This is a genomic window from Halobacillus sp. GSS1 (assembly GCF_017307035.1).
GTDB classification, from domain to species: domain Bacteria; phylum Bacillota; class Bacilli; order Bacillales; family Halobacillaceae; genus Halobacillus; species Halobacillus litoralis.
In genome coordinates this window covers 53,276-67,395 of the sequence record NZ_JAFLHE010000010.1, presented here as the reverse complement: position 1 = coordinate 67,395, position 14,120 = coordinate 53,276, and the positions used below count along the sequence as shown (strand labels likewise).

14 protein-coding genes are annotated in these 14,120 nt (G+C 42.1%); 9 read left to right on the top strand and 5 right to left on the bottom strand.

What is annotated here, in order from left to right:
- Positions 1–112: 112 nt before the first annotated feature.
- From mbcS to J0K78_RS15710, 3 genes are all read left to right on the top strand, one after another.
- The gene (mbcS, locus tag J0K78_RS15720; RefSeq protein WP_206947889.1) at positions 113–1,687 is read left to right on the top strand and encodes an acyl-CoA synthetase MbcS; all 1,575 of its coding nucleotides are present in this window, start codon (positions 113–115) and stop codon (positions 1,685–1,687) included.
- A 91-nt stretch (positions 1,688–1,778) separates the two neighbouring features.
- Positions 1,779–2,207 (top strand): GNAT family N-acetyltransferase, encoded by a 429-nt coding sequence (locus J0K78_RS15715; protein ID WP_206947888.1) that lies wholly within the window; start codon positions 1,779–1,781, stop codon positions 2,205–2,207.
- A 67-nt stretch (positions 2,208–2,274) separates the two neighbouring features.
- Positions 2,275–2,931: a reverse transcriptase-like protein gene (locus tag J0K78_RS15710; RefSeq protein WP_206947887.1), complete on the top strand. Its 657-nt coding sequence runs from the start codon at positions 2,275–2,277 to the stop codon at positions 2,929–2,931.
- A 39-nt stretch (positions 2,932–2,970) separates the two neighbouring features.
- Here J0K78_RS15710 and J0K78_RS15705 read toward each other — a convergent pair whose 3' ends face one another.
- Together J0K78_RS15705 and purU are read right to left on the bottom strand one after the other, a co-directional pair.
- Positions 2,971–3,465: a L,D-transpeptidase family protein gene (locus J0K78_RS15705; protein ID WP_206947886.1), complete on the bottom strand. Its 495-nt coding sequence runs from the start codon at positions 3,463–3,465 to the stop codon at positions 2,971–2,973.
- Positions 3,466–3,579: 114 nt separating this feature from the next.
- Positions 3,580–4,476 (bottom strand): formyltetrahydrofolate deformylase, encoded by an 897-nt coding sequence (gene purU / locus J0K78_RS15700; RefSeq protein WP_206947885.1) that lies wholly within the window; start codon positions 4,474–4,476, stop codon positions 3,580–3,582.
- A 148-nt stretch (positions 4,477–4,624) separates the two neighbouring features.
- Here purU and J0K78_RS15695 point away from each other — a divergent pair, with 148 nt between their 5' ends.
- From J0K78_RS15695 to J0K78_RS15685, 3 genes are all read left to right on the top strand, one after another.
- Positions 4,625–6,052, top strand: coding sequence for an aldehyde dehydrogenase family protein (locus J0K78_RS15695; RefSeq protein ID WP_206947884.1), 1,428 nt, complete (start codon positions 4,625–4,627; stop codon positions 6,050–6,052).
- A gap of 139 nt (positions 6,053–6,191) precedes the next feature.
- Positions 6,192–6,614, top strand: coding sequence for a hypothetical protein (locus tag J0K78_RS15690; RefSeq protein WP_206947883.1), 423 nt, complete (start codon positions 6,192–6,194; stop codon positions 6,612–6,614).
- 196 nt (positions 6,615–6,810) lie between these two features.
- Positions 6,811–7,065, top strand: coding sequence for a hypothetical protein (locus tag J0K78_RS15685; protein ID WP_206947882.1), 255 nt, complete (start codon positions 6,811–6,813; stop codon positions 7,063–7,065).
- Between the two features lie 2 nt (positions 7,066–7,067).
- On the opposite strand, the gene J0K78_RS15680 is transcribed toward J0K78_RS15685, so the two are convergent.
- Positions 7,068–7,340, bottom strand: coding sequence for a hypothetical protein (locus tag J0K78_RS15680; RefSeq protein WP_242517915.1), 273 nt, complete (start codon positions 7,338–7,340; stop codon positions 7,068–7,070).
- A 253-nt stretch (positions 7,341–7,593) separates the two neighbouring features.
- On the opposite strand from J0K78_RS15680, the gene J0K78_RS15675 reads away from it, so the two are divergent.
- Positions 7,594–9,219 carry a BCCT family transporter gene (locus J0K78_RS15675; RefSeq protein WP_206947880.1) on the top strand — a complete coding sequence of 542 codons (1,626 nt, stop codon included), beginning with the start codon at positions 7,594–7,596 and terminating at the stop codon, positions 9,217–9,219.
- 62 nt (positions 9,220–9,281) lie between these two features.
- Here J0K78_RS15675 and J0K78_RS15670 read toward each other — a convergent pair whose 3' ends face one another.
- Both J0K78_RS15670 and J0K78_RS15665 read right to left on the bottom strand, forming a co-directional pair.
- Positions 9,282–9,983, bottom strand: coding sequence for a DUF5694 domain-containing protein (locus J0K78_RS15670; RefSeq protein ID WP_206947879.1), 702 nt, complete (start codon positions 9,981–9,983; stop codon positions 9,282–9,284).
- Positions 9,984–10,007: 24 nt separating this feature from the next.
- A complete protein-coding gene (locus J0K78_RS15665) occupies positions 10,008–10,928 on the bottom strand; it encodes a TIGR03571 family LLM class oxidoreductase (RefSeq protein WP_206947925.1) in 921 nt (306 codons plus the stop codon).
- Between the two features lie 1,084 nt (positions 10,929–12,012).
- Here J0K78_RS15665 and J0K78_RS15660 point away from each other — a divergent pair.
- Positions 12,013–13,788: a M3 family oligoendopeptidase gene (locus J0K78_RS15660; RefSeq protein ID WP_370551153.1), complete on the top strand. Its 1,776-nt coding sequence runs from the start codon at positions 12,013–12,015 to the stop codon at positions 13,786–13,788.
- A gap of 15 nt (positions 13,789–13,803) precedes the next feature.
- Positions 13,804–14,103 (top strand): 4a-hydroxytetrahydrobiopterin dehydratase, encoded by a 300-nt coding sequence (locus J0K78_RS15655; protein ID WP_206947877.1) that lies wholly within the window; start codon positions 13,804–13,806, stop codon positions 14,101–14,103.
- Positions 14,104–14,120 lie beyond the last annotated feature (17 nt).

The window sequence follows — 14,120 nt, the reverse complement described above, 5'->3', positions numbered from 1 at the left end:
AGAGAGCGTTAGTTGGGGATTATGTATGATTAATTATTTGAAATATTAAGAAAAATTGCTATAATAGAATTGGACAAACTGAACAGTCGCTCATTAAAAAGGAGGCCCTAATATGAAAAGAGAAGAACTGATTGCTCCTGAAAGATATAATGTTGTTTCTGAAATGGAGAAATACGCGAAAGAAATAGGGAGAAAAGCTTTGTTATGGTTGAACGAACAAGGTGACCAGAAAGAAATTACATATGAAGAGTTAATGAAAAATGCGAATAAAATTGGAAACGCTTTCCTTGAGCAGGGGTTGAAGCAGGGAGATAAAGTACTCGTCATGATTCCTCGCTTGATTGAAGCTTATCAAGTGTATATAGCAGCTCTTAAAGTAGGACTTGTTGTTATTCCAAGTTCTGAAATGCTGAGGACGAAAGATTTGCAGTATAGAATTTCTCACGGAGAAGTGAGAGGGGTAGTCAGCTATCACCCTTATACAGATCAGTTCCATGGCGTTCATGAGTTTGATGAGTTAATCACTTTTTCTGTAGGTGGGGCGAAAGAGAAATGGTATGATCTTGATTCTCTTATGGATGACAATAGTGAGGAGTTGTTACTTGCTGATACTTCAAGAGATGATATGGCTTTCCTTTCTTACACATCTGGTACAACAGGTAACCCGAAAGGTGTTGTCCATACACATGGGTGGGGGTATGCTCATTTAAAGACAGCTGCTGATAAATGGTTGGCGATCCAAGATGGAGATACGGTTTGGGCAACAGCTGGACCTGGCTGGCAGAAGTGGATTTGGAGTCCGTTTCTTTCGGTGCTCGGAACAGGGGCTAAAGGTCTGATTTATCAAGGGAAGTTCGATCCCAAAAAATATTTAAGCATGATGGATGAACATAATGTGAATGTTCTTTGTTGTACGCCAACGGAGTATCGTTTAATGGCTAAAGTTGATAATTTAGTTGATTATAAATTAAAAGGACTGCATAGTGCGGTTTCTGCTGGAGAGCCATTAAACCGTGAAGTCATTGACACGTTCCAAAAACATTATGATGTAACAGTACGAGATGGTTACGGTCAGACAGAAAATACACTTCTCGTCGGAATTATGAAGGATATGGAAGTACGCCCTGGGTCGATGGGGCGCCCAACACCAGGGAATCAGGTCGAGATCATTGACGAGATGGGTGTGCCTGTAGAGGCTGGTGAGGTAGGAGACATTGCGGTACACCTTGATACCCCAGCTTTATTTAAGGAGTATTATAAAGATCCTGAACGTACGAAGATGTCCCGACGAGGTAACTATTACGTGACAGGAGACCAGGCTAAGATGGATGAAGAAGGTTATTTTTGGTTTGAAGGCAGGAGTGATGATATCATCATTAGTTCAGGTTATACCATCGGCCCGTTCGAAGTAGAAGATGCTCTTGTCAAACATGAAGCTGTCCAGGAATGTGCCGTTGTTGCAAGCCCTGATGAAGTTCGAGGAAATGTTGTAAAGGCCTATATTGTCCTTCAACAAGGTTTTGAAGGAAATGAAGAACTTGTTTCAGATCTACAAAATCATGTAAAGGAACTGACAGCGCCTTACAAATATCCTAGAAGAGTGGAATTCATTCAAGAATTGCCGAAGACGACATCTGGAAAAATACGAAGAGTGGAGCTTCGCCAAAAAGAGAAAGTGATGAAATAAATAAAACATAACAAACCTGAAGGTCGAGAAAGGCCTTCAGGTTTGTTATGCTGAAAAGGAAATATTTAGTGAAGGGAGTGAGGAGGGACAGATGATTCAGAGTGTAAAGCTTGAAGATGCGGAAGGGCTTGTCCCCTTAATGGATGCCCTAGGTTACCCATCAAGTAAAGAACAGATGAAGTACAGATTGGAAAGCATATTATTTAAAGAACACTACCAAACCTTCGTCTATGAGGCGAATGGGGAATTGCTTGGCATGATTGGGCTGACCTTCAATGAAGCTTACCACACAGATGACCCCCACGTGAGGATCATCGCTTTTGTTGTGTGTGAGACAGCACAAGGAAAAGGGATAGGAAGGATGCTTATGGAAAAGGCTGATGAATGGGCAATCACTAAGGGAGCGAAAACCATCATGTTGAATAGTGGAAATAGAGCGGAAAGAAAGAAGGCACATGATGTCTATCATTCCTTTGGTTTTAAAGGAAGAGCGACAGGTTTTTATAAACCCCTCGGCTAAAAATAATCTTAGATGATTAGACCATAATAAATACATGGAAATACTTTTGAAGGAGGGTGGAGTGCGGGTGAAAATCAGACTGGAAGTTACATATAAAACCCCGAAGAAAACAGAAGCTTTTTTTAGATCAGAAAAGATGACCATTGGACAGGCCTTGTTAATAACCGAAGATTTGGAAAAGACAGGACGCGCCAAATCTATTACCTTTATCGACGATTATGATACAACATGGAAGCGGAAGGATCTCCAAAAATATTTGGATGATCTTGAAACGGAGCCTCATGAGATCACCGTCTATTTTGATGGTGGATATGAAATAAAAGACCGTAAAGCAGGCCTTGGGTGTGTCATTTATTATAATCAAAGCGGGAAAGCGATGCGTCTACGAGTAAATGCCCTTGTTGAAGAATTGGATACAAATAATGAGGCGGAATACGCGGCCTTACATTTAGCCATTCAAGAACTGGATTTTATGGGGGTCCATCATATCCCTGTTCGGTTCGTAGGAGACTCTCAAGTTGTGATTAATCAACTGAATGATGAGTGGCCTACGATGGAAAAGGCTTTAAATGATTGGGCTGACCGTATTGATGAAAAATTAAAGGAGATGGGAATTGCCCCTTCGTTTGAAGTTATTTCAAGGAAGGATAACGGTGAGGCGGACCGACTTGCTACACAAGCTTTAAAGGGAGTAAAGGTGACAAGTCGAGCGGAGTTGGAATGAAAAGAAAAAGCCGGTGGATATCCACTGGCTTTTTTCTACTTAAGGATGAATAGTAACCGGGGTTCCCACAGGGATCGTCCTTGCTAACTCTTCCACATCTTTATTAAACATGCGGATACATCCTTTGGAAACGGCTTTTCCGATTGAGGAAGGATTGTTTGTTCCGTGAATGCCATAATGTTGCTTGGATAGACTCATCCACATAGTCCCGTAAGGACCACCTGGATTTGGAGCTTTGTTGATGATGAAAAAGTTTCCGACAGGGGTCGCTGAAAGTATTCGTCCCACGGCAATAGGAAACTCTTTTTGCAAGGCGCCATTTTTGTACAAACGCAATTGGCGTTTGGTTGTGGTTACATCAATTCGATAAGGTATGGTATCTGGATTTGGAAAGCCTGGAATGTTGATTTGTTGCCCTGGAAAAATCATATTCGGGTTTGCGATTTGGTTTGTTGCCAAAATATCCCTCAACGGTGTACGATAATCTCTTGATATTTGTGCCAATGTTTCCCCCGGTTTTACGATATGGATCATCCCTGTCCCCCCTTTTAAGATGCTTATCCTATTTTATGTGGGAATTCAGGGAATTTACCTATCTATTATACGGACAGAAGAAAGGACCTGACATAGCCGGTCAGGTCCTTTTTGTTATAAGACGATGGTTTTATTTTTATGAACGATGACACGATCTTCAAGGGCCCATTTGACCGCTCTGTTCAGCACGCTGCGCTCGATCAGCCGCCCTTTTTTCTTGAGGTCATTCACACTGTTTCTATGATCGACTCTAATCACATCTTGTTCAATGATCGGTCCTTCATCGAGGTCGTCGGTCACATAATGGGAGGTGGCACCAATCAACTTGACCCCACGTTTGTAAGCCCGTTTGTGCGGGTTAGCACCAATGAATGCGGGCAAGAAGGAATGGTGAATGTTGATGATTTTGGATGGATGCCTGTCTACAAACTTAGGAGTGAGGATTTGCATGTATCTAGCTAGGATAATCAAATCGATGTTGTATTCTTCTAACAGATCCAGCTGTTTTTCTTCTACCTCTTCTCGGATGTCTTTGTTTGCAGGAATGTGATAAAAAGGGATTCCAAAAGACTCGACAATTTCTCTTGCTGATTCATGGTTACTGACAACAAGCGCAATGTCCGTAACGAGGTCGCCACTCTCCCATTCATATAAAAGCTCACGCAAGCAATGGAGTTCTTTGGATACAAAAATAGCCGTACGCTTCAATTCATGAAGAAAAGTCATTCTCCAGGTCATTTCAAATTGTTCTGCAAGGTCATGAAAGTCTGCCTTCATCGTTGGTTCTTTGGACTTCATATTTTCTGCTGCGAATACGATGCGTAAGAAAAAGGTTCCTTCTTCATGATCTGTTGTAAATTGATTCGATTCCACAATGTTTGCTCCATGTTCATAGAGGAATGTCGAGATACTGGAAACGATTCCTGGCTTGTCTGGGCAACTGACGAGTAAGCGGGCTTTATCCTCGTTCCTGGTCAAGTAATGTTGAATTTGTTGGTTGGTCGAAGTCATCAACACTCATCCTTCCTTATTATTTTCCCCATTATAGTCCAGTGAAAGCCGTTTGGAAAGCAGTCATATGTTTCGAATTGGGAGAATTCGGATACATTCAACATGTAACACGTAACATAAAATTTCTTTATATAAAGGAGAAATGAAAATGCGTAACTATTTAAAGCATTATATAAACGGTGAATGGGTAGAATCCACAGGCAATGAAACAGAAGATGTCATCAACCCTGCAACAGAAGAAGTCATCGGTACCATTAGTCTTGGTACGAAGGAAGATTTGGATAAGGCAGTTCAGGCGGCACGTGATGCTTTTCCATCTTTCTCTCAAACCACTAAAGAAGAAAGAATAAAAATGCTGGAAGACATAGCTGCTGAATATGAGAACAGAAAAGAAGAAATCATTGAGACGATTACACAAGAGTTGGGTTCTCCAAAATCCATCTCAGAGAACGTACATTACATGATGGGGTATAATCATTTTTCACAAGCCGCAGAATCATTAAGAGACTTCTCATTTATTGAAGATCGTGGAGGCCACACGGTTATGAAAGATTCCGTGGGCGTCAGTGGTTTAATAACCCCATGGAATTTTCCTACAAACCAAATTTCAACAAAAATTGCGAGTGCGTTTGCTGCGGGAAGTCCCGTTGTTGCCAAGCCAGCAGAATTGACCCCTTTTGCGGCCATTATTTTAACTGAAATCTTTGATAAGGTCGGTGTACCTAAAGGAGCTTTCAACTTAGTGAATGGATCGGGTTCTGTTATCGGTAATGGCATCAGTTCCCATCCAGATATTGACTTTGTATCCTTCACAGGTTCTGGTGCTGTAGGTCAAAAAATCATGCAGAACGCATCTGAACGTATCGCTAACGTTGCACTGGAACTGGGAGGTAAATCCCCGTTAGTCGTGCTTGAAGATGCTGATGTTGAAAAAGCAGCAAGGGCCGCTGTCAGCCATATTGCTACAAATAGCGGACAGGTTTGTTCTGCTGCCACAAGGGTACTTGTACCTTCCTCTATGAAAGGTTCATTTGAAGAAGCTGTCAAAAAAGTACTTCCTGAATTCCCTGTCGGGGACCCTCAAGGAGACAATCATATTGGTCCATTGGTTTCTAAAAAGCAATGGGATACTGTTCAATCGTATATTGAAAAAGGACAGGAAGAAGGCGCCACTCTTCTGGTAGGAGGAACAGGGAAGCCTGAGGGATTAGATAAAGGTTATTATGCCAAGCCTACCGTATTCACAAATGTGAATAACGATATGGTCATCGCACAAGAAGAAATATTCGGACCAGTTACCTGCTTGATCACCTACGACACGATTGAAGAAGCCATTGAGCTTTCCAATGATGTGAAATATGGACTCGCAGGCTATGTCTTTGGTGAAGATGAACAGACACTTGCAAAGGTTGCATCCAGCATTCGAGCTGGCCGAGTGAAAATCAATGATGCGAAAGCAGACTTTGCCGCACCATTTGGTGGTTATAAACAGTCTGGTATTGGAAGAGAATGGGGCGATTATGGTATTGAAGAATATTTAGAAGTGAAAACAGTCTTGGGTTACCCAAAACTATAAGAAAGAAAAAGGCGGAAATCTGATTCCGCCTTTTTTCTTTGTTAAAAAAGGAATTATTTTGAAAATATGAAACCTTATCCTCTTTTTATGCGTATACAAGATAGATGCAGATGCATGGAATTTATGAAGAGGTGGGAGAATGAGAAAAAAACGATTCATTTTTGGAAGTCTTATCCTTGTCGTGTTGAGTGCCTACATATACATCGACCAAAGGTATTTTTTTAATCCAATAGTATTCAACCAAGATCATATTACTCCCTATCATTGGACTGAATATGAAAGACCTGTCACGATTACATACTATGATTTAGAAACAGAAAGAACAACATACAAACTGGAGCAGGAACAGGAAGTCCGAAAGATTCTGGAAGAGATGAAAGACAGTCCGCCCTTGAAAGAGTCGTCCCTGACCTCAGAAGTGGAAGGGGCACTTAAGCTTTCATGCGAAGGAGATACGTTATTAGAAGTGTTTTTCTACGAAGGTTATTGGGAAATTCTCCGTGAGAGCGGCACAATGTACGAAATGACTAAGGACCTTAAGGGATTAATCGAAACACTCTAGCCAATTGGAACAGATGTTCCAATTGGCTTTTTATTTTCCCACCCTTAACAATCCTGCCATATGGTTGAATGAGTGGATGGTAAGAATGTAGATGGGGCATTTTATATGGATGTTTTGGTTCTTTTCCTTTGGGATGAGGTTGTAATATACTTGGAAAGGATAAAGATAATAGAGGATGTAAAGGAGGTTGTGATCCATGAATAAATGGTTTACACATATTTTTAATATTATCGTCGGCATTCTCATTTTTGCCGAAGGTGCCGTCTATATTTTCATGAACAATAAAGATGGGGAGTTCCATTTGCGAAGCATTATGATGACAGCTCTATTATTTTTAGCTTGGGGAATGTCCTATCGAAAACAACTGACTAGTGAAAATCCAAGTGCGTGGTTAATTGTCACCATTATCATCTTGGTGCCTATGATTCTTCCGTGGTTGTTTTTTATTTAATTTTAGGCAAGCCATCTGAACAGCCCCATACTGCCAAATACTAAGGCGGACACTAAGTAAAGGTAACCGAAGGCTCTGTGTTTTCCTTCCTCACTGTTAGTTTCGACGGTGCCTGCAAAAATTAAAAAAAGCACACCGATGATATATAATGTTATTTCAACTCCGGAAAAGGGAGAAGGTTTGAATGTAAGCCAACCTTCCACAGGTATGGCGGTGAAGAGTGGGAAGTATAAAGGATTTAGAAAATCATCCCACTTTTTCTTCTGTTCGGACACAATTTTCCACCTCATCTGCGCGGTATCTTTCTTTTAACTTTCCACTTTTTCTTTATTTTTGTCAAATAACGACAGGAATCATGTTAATTTTTTACTAGATAGGGTATTGAACATACATCCTCATTTGCCTTCTGTCTTTACACTTGTTAGAATAAAGCTCGTGTTTTCTCCGGTACATAACCTCGCAAAGTTGAATGAATTACCTCACGCAGAACAAACTAAATCAAGAAGAAGTGGAAAGGATGTATGTCATTTGAAAACAAAATTAATTGATTGGCCAACGTTTATCGGCGCTTTGGTGTTGTTACTTGGTGTCACGTTACCACTAATTATCTTCCCTGAAGCTGGTAAAGAGGTGGTATCTCAAGCAAATACGTTCATGACGGAAAACTTTGGTGTCCTTTATATGATTATGGGCTTTGTTATTTTCGCTTTCCTTGTTTATGTTGCTTTTAGTAAAAATGGATCGATTAAACTAGGGGATGAAGGTGAAAAGCCTGAATTCAATACATTCTCATGGGCAGCCATGCTGTTTGCCGCTGGAATTGGTTCCAGTATTTTATACTGGGCGGTTATTGAATGGGCGTATTATTATCAAGGCCCGCCTTTTGGCATAGAACCGGGATCTAAAGAGGCGATCCAATGGGCATCAGCTTATGGAATGTTCCACTGGGGACCAATCGCCTGGGCGATTTATACACTTCCGGCCCTTCCGATTGCCTATTTTTATTACGTTCGAAAGAAACCTGTACTTAAAGTAAGTGAAGCCGTCCGCCCCGTATTAGGTGATTCCGTTGACGGTCCTTTAGGAAATGTCATTGATGTGTTATTCATGTTTGGACTTTTGGGAGGAGCAGGAACGACGCTTGCTCTCGGTACACCAATGATTGCTCAAGGAATCAATAGCCTGACTGGTATCCCGGCCAATTTAGGTCTTAAGACAGTCATAATGCTATTGTGTACTCTGATCTTCGCAATCAGCTCCTATTCAGGGCTTAAGCGAGGGATTAAAGTCCTCAGTGATGTGAACTTATGGCTATCCATATTCCTGCTGGCTTTTATCTTCATCTTTGGCCCGACACGGTTCATCAGTGAGACTACGTTCAACGCGTTGGGAATTTTGGCAGATAATTTCTTCAAGATGGCAACTTGGATGGAGCCTTTCGGAAATTTAGGCCAATTTGAAAAAACAAGCTTCCCAGAGTATTGGACCATCTTTTACTGGGCTTGGTGGCTTGTATACGCTCCGTTTGTCGGATTGTTTGTTGCACGTATTTCCAGAGGACGTACGATTCGTCAGATGGTACTTGGAACAATGGTATACGGAACGCTCGGTTGTGTACTATTCTTCGGAATTATGGGGAACTTCGGTTTGTACATGCAGTTGACAGGACAGTTCGATGCCATCGCCTTTATGGATGCGAATGGTGCACCTGCGACCATTGTTGAAATCATCAACCAACTTCCGTTAGCGAAATTCATGGTATTAATCTTTACCATTCTAGCGATCATTTTCCTTGCAACGACTTTCGATTCATCTTCTTATATTCTTGCTTCAGTCGTGCAGAAGAATGTAGAAGGTGAACCATTACGTTGGAACCGTCTGTTCTGGGCCTTCGCCTTGTGCTTAATGCCACTCGCGCTTATGTTCCTTGGAGGATTGGATACATTGCAAACAGCAAGTATCGTCGGTGGATTCCCGCTGATTGTGATTATGTTCTTACTTGCTTGGTCGTTCATGAAAGCTTCCAACACAGATATTCGCGAATCTGATGATTATGAACCAAGTACGATTCATATCAAACGTTGGAAAAACCGTAAGAAGAAGAAAAAACGCTCGGCTCTGGAAGCCCTCGAAGATAAACCTGATCAAGACTAATGAGAAAAGAGGTTCCCCTGATGATTTTGGGGAACCTCTTTTATTATGCTTTCGAGTAAGCATCAGCTGGGTAGATAGGAACTTGCAGAACGCACTTTAAAATCACCGCTGTCTGTTAAGAACTGCTGCAGAAGGTGCAGGTGATCTCCGCCGATGAGAACGAGAATGCGGTCGTTCTTCCCGGATATTCTTGATATATTGGCGGCAATCGCCAAATCACGATGATGCCACTGCTTTAGCCAATGGACCCCCACTTGATGCTGTCGGTCACCGACTCGTGCTAACTTCATATAGACCCTTTGAAGCTCTTTGCTATATTCTGGATCATTCACATATTGAAGAATGCTTTTTATAGTTTCATTGTTTTCCATCGACTTGAGTCGTTTTTGAACTTCCATGATTTCATTGAATAAGGAAGGTTGATGTTCTTTCGCCCATTCAAAGACTTGGTTTAATGTCGGCGTGGACATGTCTACCACTTCATCAATAGGATAAATGGAGGGTAGATCTAAGTCATCGGCAAGGCGAAAAGCAAATTGTTCGACTTCGTCGTAGGTGGGCGTGAGGGTGTTATTTCTAAAAGCTTTATATTTACGATCCAGCTCTTCTTCTACTAAGAAAGGTTTTTCGACGGTGATTTTCGTCGGCTTGAATTCTTTCAGTGAACGAACAATTTCGTGAATTTCCTCCTGTTGTTCATTGACCATTTCAGGATTCATGGACATATGAAAAGTTCCAACGAGTAATATTTCCGGTTTGGTCAAATCAATCTCCCTTTCATTCTGTGATTATCTGATTTTAAATACGGGGAGAACCTCTTCTCCCAGCTCCTGCACCACTTCCTTTACAGGTCTTTTATTTTGGGATAAACCGAACATTAAATGGTTAACACCGATGGAACGATATTGCTCAATCAAATCCATCAATCCGTTTCTCCCTACTTTATATCCGGCAGGTATTTTTTCAATAGGAGCATCTGGATTTTCTTCGAGCTGCAAAGGAAGTGGCATAAAGAACGGACGGAAGGCTGATTCGCCGTGGTAATGCTTCACTTTTTCTCTGTACTGAGAGATCGTTTCTTTTTGCTGGGCTGGCCGTTGGGGATAAAACATCCATCCATCTCCATGTTCAGCAACCCAGTCCAGTGTCTGTTGGCAATAGCCTGTCATAAAAGTGGGGATGCGCTTTTTGGGCTTTGGTACAATGTTTGAACGATTCATCTTACCGAAAGAAGAGTGAATTTCCGGAAATTCATTGTATATGGCCTCATTGAAAACATGGAATGCTTCTCTGAACCATTCACTCCGTTCCATAATTGGGATATCCAGCCCTTCAAAGTCTTTCCTTCGATCTCCTGAAGAAATTCCGAACATCAGTCGCTCAGGGAATAGTTTTTCAATACTCGCTACTTCTTTTGCTGTTCTTAAAGGATGGCGGAGTGGCATGACCAAGGCCGCTGTCCCTAAGTTAATTTTTTTCGTGTGGGCAGCAAGATATGTTAAGTAGATCAAACTATCGAAAATCTGCCCTGTCGCGGGGTCTTCAAACGTAGGATCTTCCAATAGAACGTCCTGGAACCAAAGAGAATGAAAGTTTAGATCTTCAGCGAGTTGCGCCATTTGTATTTGATTATTCATCTCTGGAGGGGACTGGTGATAATTTTCTATGGGAATGGTCAAGCCAAATGTGATTTTGTCTGGTTGCAGCATGCGCTGATACCCGTGATGGTCTTGAAACAAACGGAATCCTCCTTCACTTTAATCGACTATTTCCTATTATAATGAGAAATTCCCTGGAAAACTAACCAAAAAGGTTACACATGAAGCAGAGTTACTCAACTAATTGGCAGGGTAATTGAAGACTCAGTTTCGAGGTATTTTCGGGGTTCGTTACGCTATTGGGCGTCAGGGGTGGCTGGGAAGTTACTCGCTTTCCAGCGGGGATGACGGCAAGCCTCCTCGTGCTACGCACTGCGGGGTCTCGCCAGCCAATCCATTCCCGCGGGAGTCTCGCAGCTTCCCAACCACCCCTTTCAGTGTAAGGGAGAAATGAACCCATGTACCAAGTTGGAGGGTCTTTCACTATCCAACTGTTAGAGGTATAAACCGCTGTGGATTAAGCTTTTAAGTGTTATGGAGGTGTTCTATAACCCACTTCCCATAATTATATGAGCTGACCTTTTGGTAGTGGTTTCGAGAATCTTCCTTGGCAAGGGGGCGGAGGGGAATGGCGAGACTCCTGCGGGAAAAAAGTGCTTGGTGAGACCCCACAGGACGCAGTCCGAGGAGGCTCACCGCGCTCCCGCGGAAAGCGAGTCATTCCCCGCAGCCCCCATACACCCAACAAAAATCTCGAAACTGAGTCTTCCACAAACGGGAGCTTATATAAAGGAAGGGTTAATAAAAAAAGCTCCCGTAGGAAGGGAGCTTGTAGCTTAATTATAATATATAAATGGTTAAATAGAGAAGGACGGTTAGAATCGTCGATCCTCCTGCAACACTTGCAATCTCCGTGGCATCGTATTCAATTCTTTTTTTCATAATAATTATCCCCTTTCGAATGACTGGTATTAAGAACAGAGCGGACTAATAAATACATTCTACTTAGTAATACGATTGAATACTCAGAAAAGTTTCATTTGTATTACAATAACATATCAAAAACATTTCAACCAAATGTGACAAAATATGAGGGATATGGGAAACAGAGCGATATAAGAGAAGGTTAGAAAATTCTGATATAATGGAAGAGGACTTTTTAATGGAAGAATCTACATAGAAGAAAGGGGAAGTCATGATGGGAACTTATGCATTGACTTGGGATTTAGACTCCATTTTCCGAGGAGGAAGTGATTCGGAAGAGTTGAAAGATTATGTAAGGAAAACCGAACGATATATGGATGATTTGGAGGCAGCCATTCGTACGTTTACACCTCCAAAAAATACGGACCAAACAGAAGAACTCAACAAAATTGTAGAGATTTTGCAGGTAGTATCTAAGAAATTAAGTGAATTCGGGGCCTTTGTGAGCTGTTTAAGTGCACAAAATGTTCAGGATAAAAAAGCGAATATGTGGCAATCGAAAAGAAGTGAGTTGGGTGCACGTTTAGGTAACGGTCTGACTGAAATGGACCAGGTGTTTGTTCAGGTAGATGATGATGTATGGAAATCCTTATTGAATCAGGCCCCTTTTAAAGCAATTTCCTTTGTCTTGAATGAGAGGCGTTCTCTTGCTAAGGACAAATTAGAAGTAGGAAAAGAATCTCTCATCAATGACTTGGGTGTGGATGGTTATCATGCGTGGGGACAAATGTACGATGCCCTTGTCGCGAAGTTATCCATTGAGATGAACGGGGAAAAGTTATCTGTGGGACAAGCATCGAATCGCCTGGACAACCCGGACCGTTCGGTGAGGAAAGAAGCGTTTGATAAACTGCAGGAAACTTGGGGAGAGGCTTCGGACTTGTTCACGGAGACCTTAAATCATTTGTCCGGTTTCAGACTCCAGACTTACAAACACCGCAAATGGGAGAATGTTTTAAAAGAGCCTCTCGACTACAATCGAATGAGCGAAAAAACACTGAATGCCATGTGGGAGACGATTACGGAATATAAAAAGCATTACGTTCCCTATATGAAAAAGAAAGCAGAAAAGTTAGGGCTTGAACGTTTGAGCTTTTATGACGTAGAAGCCCCCTTCGGAGAGGCCGATCAGAAAATGAGCTTCCAAGAAGGAGCAGAGTTCATTATCCAACAGTTCAGGAAGTTCAGTCCCAAAATGGCGGATTTTGCAGAAATGGCTTTTGAAAAAAGGTGGATTGAAGCAGAGGACCGCTCTGGAAAACAACCGGGTGGTTTTTGTACAAGCTTCCCGGACAGTGGGGAAACAAGAATTTTCATGACGTATTCAGGCAGTCCGTCCAGTGTAGCTACACTAGCGCATGAACTTGGTCATGCCTATCATCAGCATGTCATGAATGAATTACCCGAGCTGAATCAAGGGTATGCGATGAACGTTGCGGAAACAGCTTCGACGTTCGCAGAAATGATTGTAGCAGATGCGGCCGTTAAAGAGGCGTCTACGGAAGCTGAAAAAATGGTTTTACTGGAAGATAAAGTCCAGCGAAGTGTCGCTTTCTTCATGAACATCCATGCACGGTTCTTATTTGAAACGCGTTTTTATGAAGAGCGCAAGCAGGGGGTCGTTTCAACAGAGCGACTGAACGAGTTAATGACAGAGGCCCAGCAAGAAGCTTACGTACACACGTTAGACGAATACGATCCGACCTTCTGGGCTTCCAAGTTGCATTTCCACATCACAGATGTCCCTTTCTATAACTTCCCATACACCTTTGGGTATCTTTTCAGCATGGGAATCTACGCGAAGGCACTCGAAGTTGGTCCTGCGTTTGAAGATCGCTATATCGCTTTGCTGCAGGATACAGGAAGGATGAATGTGGAGGACCTTGCGAAGAAACATCTGGATGTAGATTTAGAAGAGAAAGATTTTTGGGTGCATGCATTGGAATTGTGCCTTTCTGACCTTGAGTCATTCATGGATTTAGTTTAAGAGGAGGTGAGAATGATGGAAGAAAAATTGATCCCGCAAGAAGAAAAGGAACGACGGGTTTCACAGTTAGACGGTTGGAAGCTTACGGATGAAAAATTCATTGTCAAGCGGTACCGGTTTGGTGATTTCCTGACGGGCGTCCAGTTCGTTAATCATATCGCCGAATATTCTGAGGACATTCAACACCATCCATTCATCAGCATTGACTATAAAATGGTGACCTTGAAGCTTACTTCCTGGAATGCAAAGGGTCTTACAGAACTTGACCTCTCCTGTGCTGTGAAATATGACGAACTCTATGATTCAATCAAATGAAAAGAAGCCGCTCCTTT

Excerpts from the sequence above, each read along its gene's own strand:
- mbcS (WP_206947889.1), top strand. The coding sequence starts at position 113 with ATGAAAAGAGAAGAACTGATTGCTCCTGAAAGATATAATGTTGTTTCT.
- J0K78_RS15715 (WP_206947888.1), top strand. The coding sequence starts at position 1,779 with ATGATTCAGAGTGTAAAGCTTGAAGATGCGGAAGGGCTTGTCCCCTTA.
- J0K78_RS15705 (WP_206947886.1), bottom strand. The coding sequence starts at position 3,465 with ATGATCCATATCGTAAAACCGGGGGAAACATTGGCACAAATATCAAGA.
- purU (WP_206947885.1), bottom strand. The coding sequence starts at position 4,476 with ATGACTTCGACCAACCAACAAATTCAACATTACTTGACCAGGAACGAG.
- J0K78_RS15695 (WP_206947884.1), top strand. The coding sequence starts at position 4,625 with ATGCGTAACTATTTAAAGCATTATATAAACGGTGAATGGGTAGAATCC.
- J0K78_RS15690 (WP_206947883.1), top strand. The coding sequence starts at position 6,192 with ATGAGAAAAAAACGATTCATTTTTGGAAGTCTTATCCTTGTCGTGTTG.
- J0K78_RS15685 (WP_206947882.1), top strand. The coding sequence starts at position 6,811 with ATGAATAAATGGTTTACACATATTTTTAATATTATCGTCGGCATTCTC.
- J0K78_RS15665 (WP_206947925.1), bottom strand. The coding sequence starts at position 10,928 with ATGCTGCAACCAGACAAAATCACATTTGGCTTGACCATTCCCATAGAA.
- J0K78_RS15660 (WP_370551153.1), top strand. The coding sequence starts at position 12,013 with ATGATGGGAACTTATGCATTGACTTGGGATTTAGACTCCATTTTCCGA.
- J0K78_RS15655 (WP_206947877.1), top strand. The coding sequence starts at position 13,804 with ATGGAAGAAAAATTGATCCCGCAAGAAGAAAAGGAACGACGGGTTTCA.